The organism is Variovorax sp. GW460-12-1-14-LB1 (assembly GCF_059423605.1).
This window is the reverse complement of sequence record NZ_JBWKYF010000003.1, coordinates 107074-121549: the sequence shown is the minus strand read 5'-3', so window position 1 is coordinate 121549 and position 14476 is coordinate 107074. Positions and strand designations below refer to the sequence as shown.

At 67.1% G+C, this 14476-nt stretch carries 12 protein-coding genes; 6 read left to right on the top strand and 6 right to left on the bottom strand.

From position 1 onward, the window contains the following. Together AC07Y4_RS02810 and AC07Y4_RS02805 are read right to left on the bottom strand one after the other, a co-directional pair. Positions 1-954, bottom strand: coding sequence for an ABC transporter substrate-binding protein (locus AC07Y4_RS02810; protein WP_487849187.1), 954 nt, complete (start codon positions 952-954; stop codon positions 1-3). Positions 955-1569: 615 nt separating this feature from the next. Further along, a complete protein-coding gene (locus AC07Y4_RS02805; RefSeq protein WP_487849185.1) occupies positions 1570-2697 on the bottom strand; it encodes an MBL fold metallo-hydrolase in 1128 nt (375 codons plus the stop codon). A 154-nt stretch (positions 2698-2851) separates the two neighbouring features. Here AC07Y4_RS02805 and AC07Y4_RS02800 point away from each other — a divergent pair, with 154 nt between their 5' ends. Next, positions 2852-3388, top strand: coding sequence for a cysteine hydrolase family protein (locus AC07Y4_RS02800; RefSeq protein WP_487849184.1), 537 nt, complete (start codon positions 2852-2854; stop codon positions 3386-3388). A 7-nt stretch (positions 3389-3395) separates the two neighbouring features. On the opposite strand, the gene AC07Y4_RS02795 is transcribed toward AC07Y4_RS02800, so the two are convergent. Then, positions 3396-4145 (bottom strand): metallophosphoesterase family protein, encoded by a 750-nt coding sequence (locus tag AC07Y4_RS02795; protein ID WP_487849183.1) that lies wholly within the window; start codon positions 4143-4145, stop codon positions 3396-3398. A 300-nt stretch (positions 4146-4445) separates the two neighbouring features. Then, entirely contained in the window at positions 4446-6185 is a 1740-nt protein-coding gene (locus AC07Y4_RS02790) for an IlvD/Edd family dehydratase (protein WP_062476021.1), read from the bottom strand. A gap of 215 nt (positions 6186-6400) precedes the next feature. Here AC07Y4_RS02790 and AC07Y4_RS02785 point away from each other — a divergent pair, with 215 nt between their 5' ends. From AC07Y4_RS02785 to AC07Y4_RS02765, 5 genes are all read left to right on the top strand, one after another. Continuing rightward, positions 6401-7150 carry a FadR/GntR family transcriptional regulator gene (locus AC07Y4_RS02785; protein WP_062476018.1) on the top strand — a complete coding sequence of 250 codons (750 nt, stop codon included), beginning with the start codon at positions 6401-6403 and terminating at the stop codon, positions 7148-7150. A 54-nt stretch (positions 7151-7204) separates the two neighbouring features. Continuing rightward, the gene (locus AC07Y4_RS02780) at positions 7205-7756 is read left to right on the top strand and encodes a TRAP transporter small permease (RefSeq protein ID WP_223301408.1); all 552 of its coding nucleotides are present in this window, start codon (positions 7205-7207) and stop codon (positions 7754-7756) included. Further along, positions 7753-9054 (top strand): TRAP transporter large permease, encoded by a 1302-nt coding sequence (locus tag AC07Y4_RS02775; RefSeq protein ID WP_495274178.1) that lies wholly within the window; start codon positions 7753-7755, stop codon positions 9052-9054. The genes AC07Y4_RS02780 and AC07Y4_RS02775 overlap by 4 nt, the downstream gene beginning before the upstream one ends. Positions 9055-9115: 61 nt before the next feature. After that, complete coding sequence (locus AC07Y4_RS02770) at positions 9116-10126, top strand: TRAP transporter substrate-binding protein (protein ID WP_062476013.1); 1011 nt, start codon at positions 9116-9118, stop codon at positions 10124-10126. An 86-nt stretch (positions 10127-10212) separates the two neighbouring features. Continuing rightward, positions 10213-11412: a mandelate racemase/muconate lactonizing enzyme family protein gene (locus AC07Y4_RS02765; protein WP_062476010.1), complete on the top strand. Its 1200-nt coding sequence runs from the start codon at positions 10213-10215 to the stop codon at positions 11410-11412. Positions 11413-11424: 12 nt separating this feature from the next. Here AC07Y4_RS02765 and AC07Y4_RS02760 read toward each other — a convergent pair whose 3' ends face one another. Then, positions 11425-12477 carry an endonuclease/exonuclease/phosphatase family protein gene (locus AC07Y4_RS02760; RefSeq protein ID WP_495274177.1) on the bottom strand — a complete coding sequence of 351 codons (1053 nt, stop codon included), beginning with the start codon at positions 12475-12477 and terminating at the stop codon, positions 11425-11427. A 126-nt stretch (positions 12478-12603) separates the two neighbouring features. Then, complete coding sequence (locus AC07Y4_RS02755) at positions 12604-14403, bottom strand: DEAD/DEAH box helicase (RefSeq protein ID WP_354343759.1); 1800 nt, start codon at positions 14401-14403, stop codon at positions 12604-12606. Positions 14404-14476 lie beyond the last annotated feature (73 nt).

Here is a 14476-nt window from a genome sequence, read left to right as displayed (position 1 = left end):
CTACCAGCCGTCGTAGCCGTCGACGTTCTCGCGCGTCACGAGCTTCGACGGCAACAGCAGCACGCGCTGCTGAGGGGGCTGGCCCTTCAGGAGCTTCAACCCGATCTGGGCCGCCCGCTGACCCATCAACGTGGGCGACTGCGTGGCGCTGCCTGCGATCAAGGTGGCCGGGTCTTGCAGCCGCTGCGCCACCTCCGGCGAACCGTCCATCGCCGTGATGACGATGTCGCGCCGGCCCGCGACCTGGGCCGCCAGTTCCGCACCGATGCCGCACAGGTCGTTGATCGCGAACACGCCCGACAGCTTCGGGTGACGCGCGAGCAGCCGTGTCATCTGTTCCACGCCGCCGTCCTTGGTGGCGCCGCCGTTCAATGCCATCGACACGACGCGCACGCCGGGTGCGGCGTTCAATGCCTCGCGACAGCCATTGACGCGGCCCACTGCGGCCGTGTTCGGCGGGCCGTCGATGATCGCCACTTCGCCTTTGCCGCCGAGCGTGCGCACCAGGTGTTCGCAAGAGAGCTTGCCGGCCGCGCGGCTGTCCGTCACCACGGCCGCGTCCGCACCTTGCACGAGCGCATCGACCGCCACCACCTTGATGCCGGCGGCGCGCGCCTCCGTGACGCGCGCGTGCAGGGTGGTCGAATCGACCGGCGTCACGATCACCAGCTGCACGCGCTGGCGGATCATTTCCTTGAGCTGTTCGTCCTGCCGCTGCGGATCGAACCCGCTCGACACGACCGTGATGTGCGCCGCGTTGCGACTGTCTGCGGCCAGCGTGCTTTCCACTGCGCGCGCGATGTAGGCAAAGAAGGGGTTGCGCAGGTCGCTCACGAGCACGCCGACGCGCGGGCCCTTGCCATGGTTGGCATGTGTCGCGAACGCGCTGCCCACGGGGCCCACGGCGAGGAGGAGGGCCAGCAGCCAGGTGCGCCAGGGACGTTTCATGGGCATGGGTGCGAGGGCCTCGTTGCGAGAGGGGGCCGGTGAAGGGGTGGGGATGATGACATGTTCCGCAGCGCCTCGCATCCGCGATCTGCGGGGGCAAGCGTGGGTGCATGGACGGACCTGCCGGCCCCGGTGGGAGCCGATGTTGTCGCGGGTCGGCAGCGTGGGCGGCGGCAGTGTCAGACCTGGAGGAAGAAGAGGTTGCCCGGGTCGCTGACGATCAGGCCGATGTGCGGCGCATCGGGGGTGCCCCGTTCGCCTTGTCCCTGTGGCTGGCGGCCGCATCGCCCGTGCCCAGGAGGACGGTGACCCCTGCGCCCGCGATTGATGCCAACACGCGCCCCGCGCCGAAAGCCCTGGCGATGCGCGCCAGGCGGCGCCTCGGGGCGCGCGTCGAGATGGCGGGAATGCCGCCTCCTTTCTTGCCGGTTCTTCTTGTGATCACCTTGCTCCCTGTGGCTGCTGCCTTGCAGATGACGGTGTCGTCCGCGATCGGCGTCCGGTGAGGGATTCGTCGCGGCGACACGGCGATTGAACCGGCCGCTGGTTAACTGTCTGTAAACCTTCCAAAAGTGGCGAGCAACATTTGAAATACACACCGCCGCGTGGACGGTGCGCTCCTTATTTCAGCCCGGCCCACCAACGCACGTTGGTGCGCGCCTGGCCCACCGTGAGCACTTCGCCGATCACCGGCGTGGCCAGGTCGATCTTCTTCGCCTGCGCCAGGTCGGCGATGCGGTCCAGCGGGTCGTGCCAGGTGTGGAAGGCCAGGTCGAAGGTGCTGTTGTGCACCGAATAGAGCACCTTGCCGCGCAGGTCTTCGAAGGCCTGAACGCTCTGCTCGGGCGTCATGTGCACGCCGGGCCAGTAGGCGTCGTAGGCGCCGTTTTCCATCAGCGCCAGGTCGAAGCCGCCGAAGCGTTCGCCGATCTGCTTGAAGCCGGGGAAGTAGCCCGAGTCGCCGCTGTAGAAGATGCGCTGGTCGCCGCTTTGCACCACCCACGAGGCCCACAGCGTGCGGTCGCGGTCGGTCAGCGTGACCGCGCGGCCCGAGAAATGCTGCGCGGGCGTGGCGGTGAGCTTCACGCCCGCGTGCTCGCCGCCCTGCCACCAGTCGAGCTCGGTGACGCGCTCGGCGGGCACACCCATTTCGATGAGCCGGGCGCGCACGCCCAGCGGTACGAAGTAGCGTTGCACACGCGTGGCGAGGTACTCGATGGTGGCGACGTCCAGGTGGTCGTAGTGGTCGTGCGAGAGGATCACCGCTTCGATCGGCGGCAGCTGCTCCAGCTGGATCGGCGGCTTGTGAAAGCGCTTCGGCCCGACCCACGTGAAGGGCGAGACGCGCTCGCTGAACACGGGGTCGATGAGCCAGTACTTGCCCTTGAGCTTCAGCAGGTGCGACGAGTGGCCCAGGCGCACCACATGGTTGGCGTCGGCCGCGAGCGCATCGAGCGCCTGGGGCGTCAGGGCGCGCACCGGAATGGGGTCGACCGGCACGGTGTCGACCTTGCTGCCGACGATGAAGCGCGACCAGATGCGCCAGGTGCTGGCGGCGGGCTGCAGCTCGGGGTTGGGCATGTTCTGGAACACGCCACCCTTGAACTGCGGCGAGTTCTCGTAGCGCGTTTCCCCGCCGCCGGCGCTGCTGCAGCCGGCCACGAACGCGCAGCCCGCCGTGGCGAGCACCGCGCTGCGGCGCAGCAGCCGGGGTAAATATGCGCATTGCGAATCCGATTCGTCAGCCATGGGAAAGCCCTCTGCGTGTGTGTTGGTCTTGAGGCGCGAGACTAGCGGGAGTTGGCTTTTCAATGGTTTCAGCGACAGAAACATTCGGCGGGCGGGGGCAATCCGCGGGCCGGCGGCATACTCCGGCGATCCACGTCCACAGCCTTTCATCGCCATGAAAACTGCCATCCTCGTCATCGACATGCAGCGCGGCCTTTGCGACGATCCGCCCCGGCCGTACGAGGCCGAAGCGGTCATCGGGCGCATCAACGCGCTCACGGCACGGGCCCGCGCGGCCGGCGTACCGGTGGCCTTCGTCCAGCACGAGAACGCCATCGACCTGGAGTTCGATTCCGAGCGCTGGCAGCTGGCCGATGCCTTGCAGGTGACGCCGGCCGACGCGCGCCTGCGCAAGACCACGCCCGACTCGTTCCTGCGCACGCCGCTCGAAGCGTGGTTGTCGGGGCAGGGCGTTCGGCGCGTGGTGGTCTGTGGCTATTCGTCGGAGTTCTGCGTGGACACCACGGTGCGCCGCGCCGCCGCGCTGGGCTACGAGGTGGTGCTGGCGGCCGACGCCCACACCTCGCACGACAAGCCGCACGCCAAGGGCACCTTCATCCGCGCGCACCACAACGCGACGCTGTCGGACATCACGAGCTTCGGCGTGCCGATCCGCGCCATCGACAGCGCGGACATCGCATTCGGCGATTGATCTGGCGCTAGGGCATGCGCCCGGTGGCCAGTGCGTGGGCCCAGTCCGCACGCCCATGGGCAGCAGCCAGTGCCGCCATGGCCACGTGGTCGTAGGGCACGGTGACCAGCGTGCAGGTCCACTGCCCGTGGTCGTGCCGTTCGACCAGCGCGTAGCGCGCATCGGGTGAGCCGGTCTCCACGTGGTGCGGGTACGGATGCTCGTCGCCATAGGCCTGCAGGCCGACGCTGCCCGGGTTGACGATCAAGGTGCCGTTGGATGCGTGCATCACGCGCGGCAGGTGCGTGTGGCCGCAGGCGACCAGTTCCGTGCCGGCTTCCACTGTGCCGAGGCGCGCATCGATCTCCGCCGCAGTGGCCATGCGCAGTTGCGTGGGTTCGACCGTTTCGAGGAAGTAGGTGAGATCGCTGTCGGGCGTGCCGTGGCACAGCAGCACCTCGGGGCTCAAGCGCTGGCGCGGCGTGAGCGAGGCGATCCATGCGAACTCTGCCTCGCCGAGTCGGGCGTGCGCGAAGGCGTCGGACTCGCCGCGCTGGCCGGAGGTCGGCAACGTGAGCAGTTGTCGTTCGTGGTTGCCGGCGAGTTGGAGCCAGTCCTGCGCCATCAGGAACTGCGCGGTTTCCAGCGGCATCAGCGGGCCCGAAAGGCTGTCGCCGAGGTTGACGGTGGCGTCCACGTTGCGGCGCGCGATGTCCTCGACGACGGCTTTCAGTGCGGGGAGGTTTCCGTGGATGTCGGAGACAAGGGCGATGCGCATGCGTGGCTTCTTTGTGAGGGCGGTGATCTTAGTTCGGGGTGCGTGCACAGGCCACCGGGTCCTTCCCTCCGCGAATGTCCCCCGGCCTTCGGCCTCCTCCTTGATTTCGCTGCGGGAAGCACCCAGTGTCCTGCGCACAGGAAGCGGCGGTGGTGTGCTCGCCGATCAACGGTCGCACTGCCCAACGCTCACGTCGACGGGGTGCCTTGCGCAGCGAAATCAAGGAGGAGCCCGAAGGGCGGGGGACATTCGCGGAGCAAGGTACCCCGTCGGCGGGAGCGCGCCCTGGATCTCTCCAAATCAGTGATTGTCTCGCGGCACAAAAGCCCCACGACGACCACGCAGAAAGGCCAGGTCCGCTCCCTGGTCGGCCTGCAGCACCGTGTCGACGTACAGCTTCCAGTACCCCGAATCGAGCGGTGCCTTGGGCGCCACCCACTTCGCGCGGCGCTTCGCCAGTTCCTCGTCGCTCACATGCAGGTGCAGCTTGCGGTTCGGCACGTCGAGCTCGACGATGTCGCCGTCCTGCACCAGTGCCAGCGGGCCGCCCGCAGCCGCTTCGGGCGCGGTGTGCAGAACGACGGTGCCGTAGGCCGTGCCACTCATGCGCGCGTCGCTGATGCGGACCATGTCCGTGATGCCCTTGCGCAGCACCTTCGGCGGCAGCGGCATGTTGCCGGCCTCGGCCATGCCGGGGTAGCCCTTGGGGCCGCAGTTCTTGAGCACCATGATGCAGTGCTCGTCGATGTCCAGGTTCTCGTCGTCGATGCGCTTGTGCAGGTCGTCGGCGCTCTCGAACACCACCGCGCGGCCCTTGTGCACCAGCAGCTCGGGCGTGGCCGCGCTGGGCTTGATGATGGCGCCGTTGGGCGCGAGGTTGCCGCGCAGCACGCAGATGCCGGCCTTGTCCTTGAAGGGCTCGGCCTGGGTGCGGATGACCTGCGGGTTGTAGTTCTCGGCATCCTTCACGTTCTCCCACACGCTCTGGCCGGTGACGGTGAGGATGTCCTTGTGCAGGTGGTCGGCGATTTCCTTGATGACCACGGGCAGGCCGCCCGCGTAGCAGAAGTCTTCCATCAGGAACTGGCCCGAGGGCTGCAGGTTCACGAGGCAGGGCAGGTCGGCGGCGAGGCGGTCGAAGTCGTCGAGCGTGAGCTCGACGCCCATGCGGCCCGCAATGGCGAGCAGGTGGATCACGAAGTTGGTCGAGCCACCGATGGCCGCGTTGACCTTGATCGCGTTCTCGATCGCCTGGCGCGTGAGGATCTTCGACATGTTCAGGTCTTCATGCACCATGTCGACGATGCGCCGGCCCGCCTGCCGTGCGAGCACGTTGCGCCGGCCGTCGACGGCAGGGTAGGCCGCGTTGCCCGGCAGGCCGATGCCCAGCGACTCGACCATGCTGGCCATGGTGCTGGCGGTACCCATCGTCATGCAGTGGCCGTGGCTGCGATGCATGCAGCTCTCGGCCTCGAAGAAGTCCTGCAGCTTGAGCGTGCCGGCGCGCACCTGCTCGCTCATCTGCCACACGCCGGTGCCCGAGCCCAGCTCCTGGCCGCGCCATTTGCCCGACAGCATCGGGCCGCCCGAGACGCCGATGGTCGGCAGGTCGACGCTGGCCGCGCCCATCATCAGCGCGGGCGTGGTCTTGTCGCAGCCCATGAGCAGCACCACGCCATCGAGCGGGTTGCCGCGGATGCTTTCCTCGACGTCCATGCTCGCGAGGTTGCGGTACAGCATGGCGGTGGGGCGCAGGAGCGTCTCGCCCAGCGACATCACCGGGAACTCGAGCGGGAAGCCGCCGGCCTCGTACACGCCGATCTTCACCTGCTCGGCGAGCGTGCGGAAGTGCGAGTTGCAGGGCGTGAGTTCGCTGAAGGTGTTGCAGATGCCGATCACCGGGCGACCGTCGAACTGGTCGTGCGGCACGCCCTTGCCCTTCATCCAGCTGCGGTAGATGAAACCGTCGCGGTCGTGGCGTCCGAACCACTGCTGGCTGCGCAGTTCGCTGGCGGGCTTTTTCTTCGGGGCGTTGCTCATGGGATGTGTCTCTTCGTCGTTGATGCTTTGCGGAAATCCTCAGGGTTTTTCCTGCGGGAAGACCGTTTCAATCATCATATGATAAGCGTGACGAGCTGTCGCGCATTCAGGGTTTTCGAGTGGCCGGCACAGGCAAGAGCTGCCTGAATCCGGCCCCGATACGGGCAGGCAAACAGGCACCGGACACCACCAGAACCACACACCCACAGGCAGGCATGATCAAGAACGTTCACGGCAACACGGTCGACCGCATCGGCAGCGACATCGTCGCGGGCCGCTATGCGCCCGGCGCGTCGATTCCGCCGGAGCCGCTCTTGTGCGAAGAGCTCGGCGTGAGCCGGACCGTGGTGCGCGAATCGATCAAGTCGCTGATCGCCAAGGGCCTGGTGACCAGCGGCCCGAAGGTGGGCACGCGTGTGCAGCCGCCCGACCAGTGGAACTGGTTCGACGCCGATGTCATCGTCTGGCAGACGCAGGCGGGCCTGTCGGCCGAGTTCCTGCGCGACCTGCAGGACCTGCGCCGCGTGGTCGAGCCCGCCGCGGTGGCGCTGGCCGCCCAGCGCGCCACCGCCGAAGACATCGCCGACATGGAAGACGCCTACGCGGGCATGAAGCGCGCCATCGAGTTCGGCGGCGACTACATCACGCCCGACCTGCGCTTTCACCAGGGCCTCATCCGTTCCAGCCACAACCGCATGCTGGTGCAGATGAGCCGTGCGCTGGGCGCGTTGCTGCGCACCAGCTTCGAGATTTCGACCACTCGCAAGAACGGGCCCGCGAGTTCGCTGCCGCTGCACCGCGCGGTGCTCGATGCCGTCATCGCACGCGATCCGGCCGCCGCCGAAAAAGCCGTGCTGGTGCTCATCGACGGTGCGCGCCACGACATCGAGACGGTGCTGGCCTCGCGCAAGAAGATTCCGCGCATCAGCCGCCCGGCCACGCAGCTGAAGGCCTTCCCGCTCTAGACGCGGCGGCCGCGCAGACATCCCATAACAACACTGGAAAGTCAGGAGACGCAGATGCTGATGCAAAGGGCTATCGACGGATTTTTTCGCCTGCTGGAGTTCCTCGTCGTCGTGTGCATGGTGGCGATGGTCGTCATGGTGTTCGGCAACGTGGTGCTGCGCTACGGTTTCAATTCGGGCATTTCGGTGTCGGACGAGATGTCGCGCTACTGCTTCATCTGGCTCACCTACATCGGCGCCATGGTGGCGATGCGCGACGGCGCGCACCTGGGCGTCGACACGCTCATCAAGCACCTGCCGCTCATGGGCAAGAAGGTCTGCTTCTTCCTGAGCCAGTCGCTCATGCTGTTCTGCAACGTGCTCTTCTTCATGGGCACCTACGAGATGCACGAGCTGCAGGTGACCAACATCTCGCCCGTGGTCGGCATCTCGATGATCTGGGTCTACGGCATCGGCTACGTGGTGTCGGTGGTGATGGCCCTCTTCAACATCGACAAGCTCTGGCGATTGTTCAGGGGCCGGGTGCCCGACCAGGAGCTGATCCAGATCATGGAATCCGAAGAACAGGTGCTCGACGCCGCCGCACACGGGAAGGTGGCGCAATGACTGTCACGATCTTCATCGTCTCCCTGCTCGGCGCCATGGCACTGGGCATTCCGATCTCGTACTCGCTGCTGGTGTGCGGTGTCTCGCTGATGGGCTGGCTGGCCTACACCGGCGGCCTGCCGGCCTTCGACAGCCAGATCATCGCGCAGCGCTTTGTCGACGGTGCCGACAACTTCCCGCTGCTGGCCGTGCCGTTCTTCCTGCTGGCCGGCGAGTTCATGAACGCGGGCGGGCTCAGCCGGCGCATCGTCAACCTGGCGATGGCCTGGGTCGGCCACTACCGCGGCGGCATGGGCTATGTGGCGGTGCTGGCCGCGATCATCATGGCCTCGCTGTCGGGCTCGGCCGTGGCCGACACGGCCGCGCTGGCCGCGCTCCTCATCCCGATGATGAAGGCCGCCGGCTACCAGATGAACCGCTCGGCCGGCCTCATTGCCGCGGGCGGCATCATCGCGCCGGTGATCCCGCCGTCGATCGGGCTCATCGTGTTCGGCGTGGCGGGCAACGTGTCGATCACCAAGCTGTTCCTCGCAGGCATCGTGCCCGGCATCCTGATGGGGCTCGCGGTGGGCGTGGCCTGGTGGATCGTGGCCCGGAAGGACAACGTGAAGTCCTCGCCGCGCGTGCCCTGGGGCGAGCGGCTGAAGGTCACGGCGCAGGGCAGCCTGGCGCTGGCACTGCCGATCATCATCATCGGCGGCATGAAGTTCGGCGTCTTCACGCCGACCGAAGCCGCCGTGGTCGCGGCCGTCTATTCGCTCGTGGTGGGCCTCTTCATCTACGGCGAGCTCAAGGTGCGGGACCTGTACCGCCTCACGCTCGCGGCCGGCAAGACCACCGCGGTGGTGATGTTCCTCGTGGCCGCCGCGATGGTGAGCGCCTGGCTCATCACGGTGGCCAACATCCCGACCGAGGTGGTGGCGCTGCTGGAGCCCTTCCTGGACAACAAGACGCTGCTGATGTTCGTGATGATGGTGCTGATCGTCATTGTGGGCACCGCGCTCGACTTCACGCCCACCGTGCTCATCCTCACGCCGGTGCTGATGCCGGTGGTGCTCAAGGCCGGCATCGACCCGGTGTACTTCGGCGTGCTGTTCATCATGAACAACGCCATCGGCCTGATCACGCCGCCCGTGGGCACGGTGCTCAACGTGGTGAGCGGCGTGGCGCGCATCTCGATGGACGATGCCTTCAAGGGCGTGATGCCCTTCTTCATCGCCCACCTGGTGGTGCTGTTCACGCTGGTGTTCTTCCCGCAGCTCGTGACCGTGCCGCTCCAGTGGTGGATGGGGCGCTAGTTCTTCTTTTTTCCTGTCAGTCAGTTCGTTCAACCAACCCCTCGAATCGAAGGAGACAAGCATGTTGTTTCGCAGAACCCTGATGACCGCCGCCCTCGTGGCCGGCGGCCTGCTGGCGTCGACCGGCGCCCTCGCGCAATTTGCCGAACGCACGATCAAGTTCACCAACGGCGTGAACGAAGACCACCCCGTGGGCGTGGGCGTGAAGAAGATGCAGGAAGTGCTGGCGGCCAAGACCGGCGGCAAGATGAAGATCACGGCCTTCTGGGGCGGCGCCGCAGGCGGCGACCTGCCGGCCACGCAGGCGCTGCGCGCCGGCACGCAGGAAATGGTGTGCACCTCGAGCTCGCCGCTGGTGGGCATCGTGAAGGAGCTCGGCGCCTTCGACCTGCCGTTCCTGTTCGCCAACGAGAAGGAGGCCGACGCGGTGCTCGACGGCCCCGCGGGCGAGTACTTCAACAAGAAGCTCGAAGCCGCCGGTCTCGTGAACCTGGCCTACTGGGAGAACGGCTTCCGCAACCTCACCAACAGCAAGAAGCCCGTGGCCAAGGCCGAGGACTTCGAAGGCGTGAAGCTGCGCGTGATGCAGAACAACATCTTCCTCGATTCGTTCAAGACCCTGGGTGCCAACGCCGTGCCCATGGCCTTCGGCGAGGTGTTCACCGCACTCGAGACCCGCACCATCGACGGCCAGGAGAACCCCTTCGTGACCATCGAGACCTCCAAGTTCAGCGAGGTCCAGAAGTACCTGAGCGTGACGCGCCACGCCTACACGCCCTTCCTCATTCTCTACAGCAAGAAGCTCTGGGACCAGCTCAACCCGCAGGAGCAGGCGGTGCTGCGCGAGGCCGCGAAGGAAGGCCAGAAGGTCCAGCGCGAAGCCAACCGGGCGCTCAACGAGAAGTCGCTCGCCAGCCTGCGCAAGACCATGACGGTGAACGAAGTCTCGGCGGCCGAACAGAAGCGCATGCTGGAGAAGGTCAAGCCCGTGTACGACAAGAACGTGCCCAACATCGGCACGGAAGCCGTGGGCGTGGTCACCGACGCGCTGAAGAAGGCGCGCGGGGGCTGACCGAGGCTTTCGGCCATGCGCTGAATGTGTGCAAGAGCCGCGCGGCACCCGCCGCCGCGGCTTTTTCTTTTTGCGGAATCCCTTTCATGAAAATCACGCAGCTCGAAACCATCCGCCTCGGCGAATTTCCCAACATCCTGTGGGTGCGCCTGCACACCGACGAGGGCCTGGTCGGGCTCGGCGAGACCTTCATGGGCGCCGAAGCGGTCGAGGCCTACCTGCACGAATGGGCGGCGCTGAAGCTGCTGGGCACCGACCCGCTGCAGATCGAGGCGCGCAACCGCGACATCACGGGCTACCTCGGCTGGCGTGGGTCGGGCGTGGAAACGCGCGGCAACTCGGCCGTCGACATCGCCCTGTGGGACCTGTTCGGCAAGGCCGCCAACATGCCGGTGCACACGGCGCTGGGCGGCAAGAGCCGCGATGCGATCCGCATCTACAACACCTGCGCGGGCTACCAGTACATCCGCAGCGCCACCAACCAGACCAGCTCGAACTGGGGCCTGGCCAACAACAACGGCCCGTACGAAGACCTGCAGGGCTTCCTGCACCATGCCGACGAACTGGCCGAGTCGCTGCTGTCCGAAGGCATCACGGCCATGAAGATCTGGCCTTTCGATCCGGCGGCGGAGAAGAGCCACGGGCAGTACATCAGCAACGCCGATCTCGACACCGCGCTCGAGCCCTTCCGCAAGATCCGCCAGGCGGTGGGCGGCAAGATGGACATCATGGTCGAGTTCCACAGCCTGTGGCGGCTGCCGATGGCGCAGAAGATCGCGCGCGCGCTGCAGGAGTTCGACACCTTCTGGCACGAAGACGCCATCCGCATGGACAGCCTCGACCTGCTCAAGCAGTACGCGAAGGACTGCCAGGCGCTCGTCTGCGCCAGCGAGACGCTGAGCTACAAGTGGGGCTTCAAGGACTACCTGCAGACCGGCGTCGCCGGGGTCGCGATGCTCGACCTGAGCTGGTGCGGCGGCCTCACCGAGGCGCGCAAGATCGCCGCCATGGCCGACGCCTGGCAACTGCCCGTGGCACCGCACGACTGCACCGGGCCGGTGGTCTGGGCCGCCTCCACGCACCTGAGCCTGCATGCGCCCAATGCGCTCATCCAGGAGAGCGTGCGCGCCTTCTTCACCGGCTGGTACAAGGAACTCGTCACCGAGCTGCCGAAGGTCGAGAACGGCATGATCAGCCTCAATGACAAGCCCGGCCTCGGCCTGGAGCTGCTGCCCGACCTGCACAAGCGCGCCGACGCGATCGTGCGGGTGTCGAAAGCGGCGTAGCGCCGTCGCCTGTCAGCGGTTGTCGTCGGTGCGCAGCCGCAGCAGGGCGCGCACGAAGCCGTGGTCCGAGCGCGAGCGGTCGCGCCCTTCGTGCAGGTGGTCGTTGAAGTAGTCGACGCGGCGCACGTCGCCCAGGCTGTGGCGGCTGCTGGCAACGAACTCTTCGCTCACCAGGATCTGGTCGAGCACGTCCGGAAAGCCCTGGTGGATGTGCGAATAGGCCACGTCCTTCTTCAGCGCCGACTCGCCCTGCATCTCGTAGGCGTTGAACAGCGCCACGTCGCGCGCGGCCTTGTCGTAGGCCACTTCGGAGGTGGCGGCCACCAGCTGCGTGGTCACGCTGTGCGGGTTGTCGTTGAAGTCGCCCATCACCACCAGCGGCACGTTGGTGCCCTGCAGCAGGTCGATCACGATGCAGCGCAGGGCCGCGGCCTCGGCGCCGCGCATCAGCAAGGAGCGCAGCGAGGCCATCGCACCGATCTTGCGGTCGTCGCGGTCTTCCAGGTGGTTGCCCTGCGCGTCCTGCAGGAACTTGGGGCGCTTGGACTTCAGGTGCACCGTCAGCACATGCACCTGCTGGCCGTGCTTCATGCGCACGGTGGCCAGCAGGGGCGGGCGTTCGAAGCGCGTGTGCGGGCCGATGCCCGGCACCTCGACACCGAAGCCCGCGGGAAAGTCGACGAAGGACTGCACGCTGTCCACCTGCAGCCGCGTGACGATGCCGACGCGCGGCGTGCCCTGTGCGCCCGGCCGCCCGGGCGTGCCCGGCGGGCTCGCGGGCGGCGGCGAGTTCTCGGCGCCCGGCACCGAGACGAAGTCGTAGCGCAGCCCGCTGCGGCCAATGGCGGCCTTCAGCGCGGCCTCGTCCCACACCTCCTGCACCGCGAGCACGTCGGCGTTGAGCGCGTGGATGCGCTCGCCGATCCAGTCGATCTTGCGTTCGTATTCGCGCTCGTTGTAGGCGTCCTGGTTCTCGTAGTACACGCGGTGCGGGTTCGCGAGGTTGAGCAGGTTGCAGGTCGCGACGAAGAGCGTGGCGTAGTTGGGCGGGATGTAGGAGGGCATGGCCCGCACATTGTGTCCTGAGACGGTGCAAACGAACCTGCTGCGCCGGCCGCCCCGGCAGAAACGAAAAAGGGCACCGAAGTGCCCTTTGTTGAATCGACGCGTGTATCGACGCGTGTGTGCGTTTCAGCGACCGAACGAACGACCGCCGCCGCCACCGGAGCGGCCACCACCGCCACCGCCGTAGCCACCACCGCCGCCACCCGAGCGGCCACCGCCACCCGAACGGTTGCCGCCGTAGCCACCGCCGCCGCCCGGGCGACCGCCGCGACCGCGACCACCCATGTGGTCGACGCTCGTGCGCAACGGGTCCGGCTGGCCGGCGCCGCCGCCTGCGACGGCTTCGGCGCGCAGGTGCGCGACCTGGTTGGCCTGCGTCGGGCTGTGGCTGTTGCCGTGATGGCGCGGTTGGCGCTCTTCGTGCGGTGCGTGGTGATGGGGCTGCTGCGGTGCGCGCGGCTGGCCTTGCTGCGGGCCGCGGCCTTGAGCGGGACGGGCTGCGCCCTGGCCACGCGGGCCCTGGCCCTGGCCTTGGCCGCCACCGTTGGCATTGCGGCCTTGACCGCCGCCCTGGCCGCCACCGCGGCGTTGACCGCCGCCATTGCCGCCGCCACCACCGCCGTTGCCGCCACCCTGGCCGGCCTTGTTCTCGCGGATGCGCGACATCATTTCGGTGCGTGCGGCCTTGGCGGCTGCCTGCATGACTTCGCGGCTCGGCGGACGGCCGGCGCCGCCCCAGATCGTCTGGCGACCCATGGCGATCGGCTCGGCGCGTTCGCCTTCTTCAGGACCGAAGCCCTCGACCTTCTGCACCGGGATCGTCTGCTTCGTGAAGCGTTCGATTTCCTGCATGAAGCCTTCTTCGTCCAGGCACACGAAGCTCACGGCCTCGCCGCTCGAACCGGCGCGGCCGGTGCGGCCGATGCGGTGCACGTAGTCTTCGCTGACGTTCGGGATCTCGTAGTTCACGACGTGCGGCAGCTCGTCGATGTCGATGCCGCGGGCAGCGATGTCGGTGGCCACCAGGGCGCGGATGTCGCCGCTCTTGAAGCCGGCCAGCGCCTGCGTGCGGGCGCTCTGGCTCTTGTTGCCGTGCAGCGCCATCGCCTCGATGCCGTTCTTGGTGAGGAATTCGGCCACGCTGTTGGCGCCGAACTTGGTGCGCGTGAACACGAGCACCTGGCTCCACTTGTTCTCGTTGATGATGTGCGCGAGCAGCGCCTTCTTCTTGCCGCGGCCCACGGGGTGGATCACCTGCGTGATGCGCTGCACCGTGGTGTTGCGCGGCGTGACCTGGATGCTCTGCGGGTTCTTGAGCAGCGAGCCGGCGAGGTCGCGGATCTCGTCGCTGAAGGTGGCCGAGAACAGCAGGCTCTGCTTTTCCTTGGGCACCAGGGCCAGGATCTTCTTCACGTCGTGGATGAAGCCCATGTCCAGCATGCGGTCGGCTTCGTCCAGGATCAGCATCTGGACCTGGCTCAGGTCGAGCATGCCCTGCTGCTGCAGGTCGAGCAGGCGGCCGGGGGTGGCCACGAGGATGTCGACGCCCTTCTTGAGCTTGCTGATCTGCGGGTTCATGCCCACGCCGCCGAAGATCACGGTGGAGTCGAGCTGCAGGTACTTGCCGTAGGTGCGCACCGACTCTTCGACCTGGGCCGCGAGTTCACGCGTGGGGGTCAGCACGAGGGCACGGATGCCGATGCCGCCGAACTTGTTGGTGGCGCTGCGGCTCATGGTGAGCTTGTGCAGCATCGGCAGGGTGAAGGCCGCGGTCTTGCCGGTGCCGGTCTGGGCGCCGCCCAGCAGGTCGTGGCCGTCGAGGACCACGGGAATGGCTTGCGCCTGGATGGGGGTGGGGGTGTCGTAGCCGTGCTCGTGCACAGCCTTCAAGATGGCGGGAGCCAGCTTCAGTTCGTCAAAATTCATTGTGGAAACAACAAGCGCCATACACGGCGCAGTGGCATCGGCCCGCCAGGCGTCGTTTTGGGGTGACGCCGAG